This window comes from Actinomadura sp. NPDC000600, from assembly GCF_040492135.1.
Taxonomy (GTDB): Bacteria; Actinomycetota; Actinomycetes; order Streptosporangiales; family Streptosporangiaceae; genus Spirillospora.
Map to the genome: position 1 here is coordinate 106,298 of NZ_JBEUPD010000031.1, position 7,934 is coordinate 114,231.

The following is a 7,934-nucleotide window of genomic DNA, read 5'->3' on the forward strand; positions in this document are numbered from 1 at the left end:
CGGGCAGTCACCCCCCGGCGACAACGAAACAAGGAGCCCCCCGAGTGATCTCCTCCGCAGAGACCGCGACCCCGTTCGCGCCCGGCGCGCGCATCGAGGTCCGTGACGCGGAGTGGATGGTGCGCACGTGCACCCCCATCCGCCGCGACGTCTTCAAGATCACTGCGGTGGGGGTCTCGGAGTTCGTGCGGGACGAGGACGCGGTCTTCTTCACCGACATCGAGCACCCCGTCCAGCTCCGCCCCGAGGACACCCAGCTCGTCGCCGACACGTCCTCGGCGTTCGCGCGCAGCCGCCTCTACCTGGAGTCGGTGCTGCGCCGCACGCCGCTGCCGCAGTCGGAGCGGGGGCTCGCGCTGGCCGACCGGTTCCTGCTCGACCCGCTCACCTACCAGCAGCGCCCGGCGGAGCTGGCGCTGAAGGGGCTCCGGCCTCGCATCCTCCTCGCGGACGTCGTGGGGCTCGGCAAGACCCTGGAGATCGGGCTGATCCTGGCGGAGCTGATCCGGCGGGGACGCGGCGAGCGCATCCTCGTGGTCACGCCGCAGCAGGTCCTCGAACAGTTCCAGCACGAGCTGTGGACGCGGTTCGCGATCCCACTCGTCCGCCTCGACTCGGTCGGCATCGAGCGGATCCAGCGCGACATCCCCGCCGGACGCAACCCGTTCCTGTACTACAAGCGCGTCATCATCTCCGTCGACACCCTCAAGAACCAGGGCAAGTACGGGCAGCACCTGGAGAACATGCAATGGGACGCCGTCGTCATCGACGAGTCCCACAACCTCATCAACGAGGGCAACCTCCGCAACAAGCTCGCCCGCCTGCTCTCCAAGCGCACCGACGCGCTGCTGCTGGCGAGCGCGACCCCGCACAACGGCGACGCCAAGTCGTTCGCCGAGCTGATCAACCTGCTCGACCCCGCCGCCATCGCCGACCCGAAGGACTACTCGGCCTCCGACATCGACCACCTCTACATCCGCCGGACGAAGATCAGCGACGAGGTGAGCGACCACATCAGCGCCAAGTGGCCCGACCGGGGCCCGTCGGTGGCGGTGCGCAGCCCCGCCACGCCCAGGGAGGAGGCGATCTTCGCCGAGCTGGCGGAGGTCTGGCTGCCGCGTCCGGACGGCGCCGGCGGCTCGGTGGTCGACCGTGACCGCCGCCTCTTCCCCTACACCCTCGCCAAGGCGTTCCTGTCCTCGCACGTCGCGCTCGGCGCGACCATCGGCAAGCGCCTGAAGAAGGCCGAAGAGCCCCGGGAGATCGAGGCCCTCAACGACCTGGCCTTCCTCGTCCAGCAGATGGACGACGACGACTCCGCCAAGCGCAGGGCCCTCGTGGACGAGTTGAAGCGCATCGGCGTGAAGGCCAAGGGCACGATGCGCGCCGTCGTGTTCTCCGAGAGCATCCCGACCCTGGAATGGCTCGCGGAGACCGTCCCGGCCGAGCTCGGACTCGCCGCCGACCAGGTGCAGGTCATGCACGGCGGCTTCTCCGACCAGCGCCAGCAGGAGATCGTGGAGGACTTCTCCCTCGCCGACAGCAAGGTCCGCCTGCTGTTCACGGGCGATGTGGCGTCCGAGGGCGTGAACCTGCACCGCCAGTGCCACCACCTGATCCACTACGACCTGCCGTGGAGCCTCATCCGGATCGAGCAGCGCAACGGCCGCATCGACCGCTACGGGCAGGAGCACCAGCCGCAGTTCCGCGCGCTCATCCTGACCTCGCAGACAAAGGGAGCCCTGGACGACACCACGGTCGCCGAGAAGCTGCTGAGGCGCGAGGAGGCGGCGCACCGCAGCCTCGGGACGGCCGAGGCCGTGACCCGCGAGTTCACGGCGAAGAAGGAGGAGGACCGCCTCATCCAGGACCTCCTCCACGGCAAGTCGGTCGAGGAGTCCCTCGCGGAGGGGCCGCCCGTCGACATCATGGCCCAGCTGCTCGGTGCCGTGGAGCAGGGGGAGGCCCGTGCCGAGGTCAGGCGGGCCCGCGTCCCGAAGCTGTTCGGTTCGACGGAGGAGTTCGTCCGCGAGGCCCTGCGGACCGTCTGCCCGGACCTGCGGATCGACGACGACGGCGAGCTGCTCGCGTTCGAGCCGCCCGGCGACCTGGTCCACCGGCTGTCCGCGCTCCCCGCGTCCTACCTGCGCACCCACAAGATCAAAGAGCGGATGAAGGTCACCTTCGACCGGGACCTCGCGCAGCGCAAGCTGGACGAGGCCCGCCGCACCAAGACCATGTGGCCCGACATCGCCTACCTGTCGGACCTGCATCCGATGGTGGAGTGGCTGGTGGACAAGGTGCAGGTGCAGCTCGTCCGCCGGGCGGCCCCCGTCATCGCCGCGAAGGTGGACGAGCCGACGTTCCTCGTCCAGGGCATCTACTCCAACGCGCTCGGCCAGCCCACGGTGGTCGAGTGGATGGCGATCAGCGGCCTGCCCGGCGCTCCGCTCGTCCGCGACATGACCGAGGTCCTCGCCCAGGCCGGCGTCGGCCCCAAGATGATCAACACTAACCGGGCGCCCGGCCTGGACCGCCTCACCCCGCTCATCGAGCCCGCGGTCGCGGCCGCCCGCCGCCACCTGGACGAGCAGCGCGACCGCCACGACGACGAGGTGGCCCGCCCGCTGCGCGAGTACGACGGGCAGCTCGAGATGTGGGAGCGGCAGAGCCTGGAGAGCCTCGCCGGGACATCGAACGGGACGAAGAAGCGGAGCCAGGTGAACGACACCGTCGCCGACCAGAAACGGCTGCTCCAGAGCTTGGAGACGACCGGGGAGCCGCTGCTGCGCATCCTCGCCGTGCTTGAGGGGGACTCGTGACCTACGACTCGATCGTCAACCGCGGCGACTACTTCTCGGCCCACTACCTGGCCGAGGTCCTCCCCAAGGACCTGAAGAAAAAGGATGGACTGCTCGCCCGCTGGGCCGAGGCCGAGAAGGACGGCGAGCACACCCCGCGCACCGGCCTGCGCACCCTCAAGCGCGACTACTTCAAGCAGCGCCCGTTCTTCGCGGAGAGGTTGGAGACCGTCCGCGAGGGCGGCGAGATCCGCAACGCCGAGGAGTGGGAGAAGAACCTCCACGAGCTGCACGGCGACATCCTGCGTGCCCTCGGATTCCAGGCCGAGCCGCGCGTCCTGACCGTCGAGCGGTCGGACAAGCGGTACGGGGTCGCCGTCGCGCATGCCGAACCCGCCGACCGCCCCAGCGTCGTCGCGGTCGAATGCGGATGGGCCCCGGACGTCGATGCCGCCCTCGACATCGCCGAGGCCGGGCGGCTCCTCACCCCCGTCGAACTCGACCACCCGCACATGCTCCGCACCGGCGACAAGCTCGCGTCCTGGCTGTTCGCCACCGACGAGCCGCCCCGCTACGTTCTGATCCTCGCGGGCGGCGTCGTCATCCTCGCCGACCGCATGACCTGGGGCGAGGGCCGCTACCTCGCCGTCAGCCTGGACGTCGCCCTCGGCCGCAGCACCGCCGCGTCCGCCGAGATCGACACCATCGCCGCCCTCTTCGGCGCCGACTCGCTCCTGCCACCCGAGGAGGGAGGAGCCGAACCCCTCGCCGAACTGCTCTCCGGCTCCCGCCAGCACGCCGTCGGCGTCTCGAAGGAGCTTCGAGAAGGACTCCGCGAATCCGTCGAGATCATCGCGAACGAGGTCCTCGACCGGATGAGAGAACAAGGCGTCCGCCCCGAAGAGGTCATGGAACCGGCCGCCTTCGCCAAGAGACTCGGCCGCGAATCCCTCCGCTACCTCTACCGGATTCTCTTTCTCCTGTACGCCGAGGCCCGCCCGGAACTCGGCATCCTCCCCACCAACGACGAGGCGTACATCAAGGGCTACAGCATGGCCCGCCTCGGAGACCTCGTCATCCGGGACCTGGTGTCGGAGGAGTCGCGCCGCAGCGTCCACCTGTACGAGTCGCTCGACCTGCTGTTCCGCATGGTCAACGAAGGCCACAACCCGCGCGCCGCGGGCGTTCCCCTCGGCTCCGAGGGCGAGGGGCTCCGCTTCGAGCCCCTCAAGTCGGACCTGTTCGACCCCGCCCGCATCCGCCTCATCGGCAAGGCCGCGATCGACCTGGACGAGGACGACCCCGACGCGCAGCCCATCGATACACGACTCCGCAACGAGGCGCTCTACAAGGTGCTGCGCCTCCTCATGCTCGCGAAGGGAAAGCGCAAGGAGCGCGGCGGATTCATCTCGTACGCGCAACTCGGCATCAACCAGCTCGGCGCGGTGTACGAGGGGCTGATGTCCTACACCGGGTTCATCGCCAAGGAGGAGCTGTACGAGGTCGCCAAGAACGGCGACGCCAAGGACGGCTCCTGGATGATCCCCGCCTCCAAGATCGACGACTACGAGGACGCCGTCTTCGTCCGCCGCGTCGATGAGAACGGAATCAAGACCGACGAGCGCGTCCGTTACAGGCCCGGCGCGTTCGTCTACCGGCTCGCCGGCCGCGACCGCCAGACCAGCGCCTCGTACTACACGCCCGAGTCGCTGACGCAGGTCACCGTGCAGTTGGCGCTTCGCGAGCGACTCGACCAGGACGGGACGACCACCAAGGCCCGCGAGATCCTCGACTGGACGATCTGCGAGCCCGCCCTCGGCTCCGGCGCCTTCCTCAACGAGGCCATCAACCAGGTCGCCGCCGAGTACCTCAAGAGGCGCCAGGCCGAGAAGAACCAGAGCCTCGAACCCGACATCTACGCGCACGAGCTCCAGAAGGTCAAGGCGTACATCGCCCTGCACAACTCGTACGGGGTCGACCTCAACGAGACGGCCGTCGAGCTGGCCGAGGTCTCGATCTGGCTGAACGTCATGCACGAGGGCTTGCAGGCCCCGTGGTTCGGCCTGCACCTGCGCCGGGGCAACTCCCTCATCGGCGCCGGCCGCCGCCTGTACGAGACGGACCATCTCAAGAAGAAGGCGTGGCTCACCACCGCGCCGAAGGACCACCCGTTCCGCGACGGCCCAATCCCCGACGGCCACATCCATCACTTCCTGCTGCCCGCCCAGGGCTGGGGAGCGGTCGCGAGCGAGAAGGAAGCCAAGAACCTCGCCCCCGAGGACGCCAAGCGCCTTGGCGACTGGCGGAAGGGGATGCTCAAGGACCCGTCCACCAAGAAAAAGAAGGGACAGAAGCTCACCCAGGTCCAGCGCCTCCAGGGTCTGGCCCGCCGCGCCGAGTACCTGTGGGGCTTGGTCATCGAGCGCTTGGAGCTGTCGGAGAAGGACATCAGCCGCCGCATCCATGTCTGGGGCGCTGAGGATCTACGCGACCCGGGGGAGGAGGTCGTCTCCAGGGAGCAGATTCTTGAAGACCTGACCTCGCCGGGCACGCCATACTGGCGTCTCAAGACGTTGATGGACGCATGGTGCGCACTCTGGTTCTGGCCGCTCGACAAGGCCGGCCTGCTGGACGGCTCCGACGGTATCTACGAGCGGCTGAAGGACAACGTCCTCGACAGCGTGCCGCCTGCACCCGCCGAGATTGAGGCACCGGACCCCGAGCCGACCGGATTCCCGCAGGCGTGGGAGCCCGCAGCGCTCTTCGGTGAGGCCCCGGTCCAGATGCCCATCAACCAGCAGAAGCCGCGCCCCAAGTCACCGCGCAAGCCCGCCCGCGTCGAGCGCCGCCAGGTGATCCCGCTGGCGGACCTGGACGACTGGCTCGACTTCGCCGAGGCCCTCCTCGGCACCGACGACATCCGCGATGACTCTCTCGGCGCCCACTTCGCGTCCTTGGGCGAACTGGGTGAGCATGAAGACCAGCTCGGCCTGTGGATGGGCATGGACAACGAGTTCAAGCTCAACGAGCGCTTCCCCTGGCTGAACACAGCCGAGGAGATCGCCAAGCAGCAAGGCTTCTTCCACTGGGAACTTCAATTCTCCCAGATCTTCAACAAGGGGGGCTTCGATATTCAGGTGGGCAATCCTCCTTGGGTTCGGCCATACTGGGATGAGGGAGCAGTGCTGGCGGAGTTGGAACCCTGGTTTAAGCTTGCCGAAAAACCCACAATAAATGAATGGAATCGCCGTAAAATCGGTTTGCTTTCTGCTCAACGCACGCGATTTATTTTCCTGTCGGAAGTCGAACGACAGTCTGGTGCAGAGAGATTCTATGGCTCCATCGTTAACTATAAGCTACTTGTCGGCTTGAAGCCAAATCTATACCGCATTTTTATGATTCGAACATGGCTGAATCAAAGAGATAGCGGTATTACTGGCTTGGTGCACCCGGATCTGCATTTTGGTGGAATGGAAGAGGGGGACCTGCGTGCAGCGTGCTACTCTCGCTTGAAATTTCATGTCCACTTTATCAATAAGCGTCAGATCTTCGTTGAGATCGACCGAAACGCACAATTTGGTGTTCATGTATACGGGGAATATGGCGAGCCTTCCTTTACCAGTATGAGTTGGGTGTTTGAGCCGAGAACAATAATTGACTCCATCCTGGGAAATTCTTCGAGTGAGTTGCCTGGAATTAAAGTCAACGGGCAGTGGGATGTTAGGGCTCACGCGGCACGCTTGGTAAATGTCAATCGTGAAACGTTGGCTGTGTGGCGAGATCTGTCTGGCGATCTCTCGCTCTCTGTCGATCAGGCGAAACTCTTCTATCCGCTGACAACTTCAGAACAGGACGCCATCACTGTGTTCGCCAGAAGAAAGCAAAGGGTGGCAAGTCTTAATCCTCGGACGAGTACAGGATTCGATGAGGGGCAGGCTAAGAAGAATGGCCTCATCGTTTGGGATACGCATCAACCCGACGATTGGAATGAAGTAATACTCCAAGGCCCCTTGTTTGGTATTGCGACACCATTTTCCAAGCGGCCAAACATGCCTTGTAGGAGTAATCGCGACTATTCGGCATGGAACCTGTCCGATCTGTCGGTTGCGACTATTCCGCGAAGTAATTATCGGCGAGCCGTCGATGCTATGTCATATGAAGCAGCACAAGATCACTGGGGCGGCGTTCCCTATAGTAAATTTTTCCGCATCGCCTGGCGGGAGATGGTTCCTCCAAGTAATGAGCGCAGCCTCTTTGCGGCGATATTCCCCCCGGGCCCTACGCATATCCATGCTGTTCATACTATGGCCTTCACTGAAGCCCGAAATACTGCTTTGGTCGCTGGGTTCCTTGCAGCACTTCCCATGGACTATATCTTGCGAATCACGGGCCGCGGGCATCTAGGTGCGAACGAAGTTAGGAACCTGCCAGCGCCAGAGTCTATTCATCCCCTTGCAGATGCGTTGCTAGTGAGGGTGATGCGTCTAAACTGCCTGACAGAGGCTTATGCGGAGTTCTGGAATCGAGTTTTTAGCGAAAAGTGGCGTTCGGAAGAGTGGGCTTTTTCGTGGCCGATGAATGAACGTATTCAGGTGTCCAATGAATCGTGGGGGGAGGCCACCCCGCTTCGATCAGAGTTGGCTCGTCGCGCTGCCCTAGTGGAACTAGATGTCATTGTGGCAATCTGGCTCGGACTCGATATCGAGGCGCTGCTTGCAGTGTACAGGTCTCGTTTCCCGGTCCTAGCGGACTATGAGGCTTTCACCTGGTTCGATGCGAATGGTCGGAAAGTCGCTGGCAATCATAGGGCATATGGAATCGATCAAGAGAAAGGCGACTTCTCGTGGCTGACTCGGCACCTTGAAGAGCCGTACTCCGTACCGCCCCCAGACGGGTATGCTCCTCCCTTTTATAAGGCTGACCGCGAGAAGGAATACCGGCAGGCACATGCTGTGTTCTCGGAGCGGTTGGAGCGGGCGAGGGCTGTGGGGTGGGCCCCCGATGGTGAAAGCTCATCTGTGTGACAGTGGCTCGGAGCGCTTCCCAGTCGCGCCTTGCGGAACGCGGGGAGCGGTGCAGGGGAGGGTGTTTGACTTGTGGCGTGTTGCCCCGATGGGACGTCCCATCGGGGCA

At 64.7% G+C, this 7,934-nt stretch carries 2 protein-coding genes; both read left to right on the forward strand.

Annotated elements, in window-relative coordinates:
• The first annotated feature begins 44 nt into the window (after positions 1-44).
• Positions 45-2,822 carry a DEAD/DEAH box helicase gene (locus ABWI07_RS33660; RefSeq protein WP_353821030.1) on the forward strand — a complete coding sequence of 926 codons (2,778 nt, stop codon included), beginning with the start codon at positions 45-47 and terminating at the stop codon, positions 2,820-2,822.
• On the forward strand, positions 2,819-7,825 hold the full coding sequence (locus ABWI07_RS33665) for an Eco57I restriction-modification methylase domain-containing protein (protein ID WP_353821031.1): 5,007 nt from the start codon (positions 2,819-2,821) through the stop codon (positions 7,823-7,825). Before ABWI07_RS33660 ends, ABWI07_RS33665 begins: the two co-directional genes overlap by 4 nt.
• The last annotated feature ends 109 nt before the right edge of the window (positions 7,826-7,934 follow it).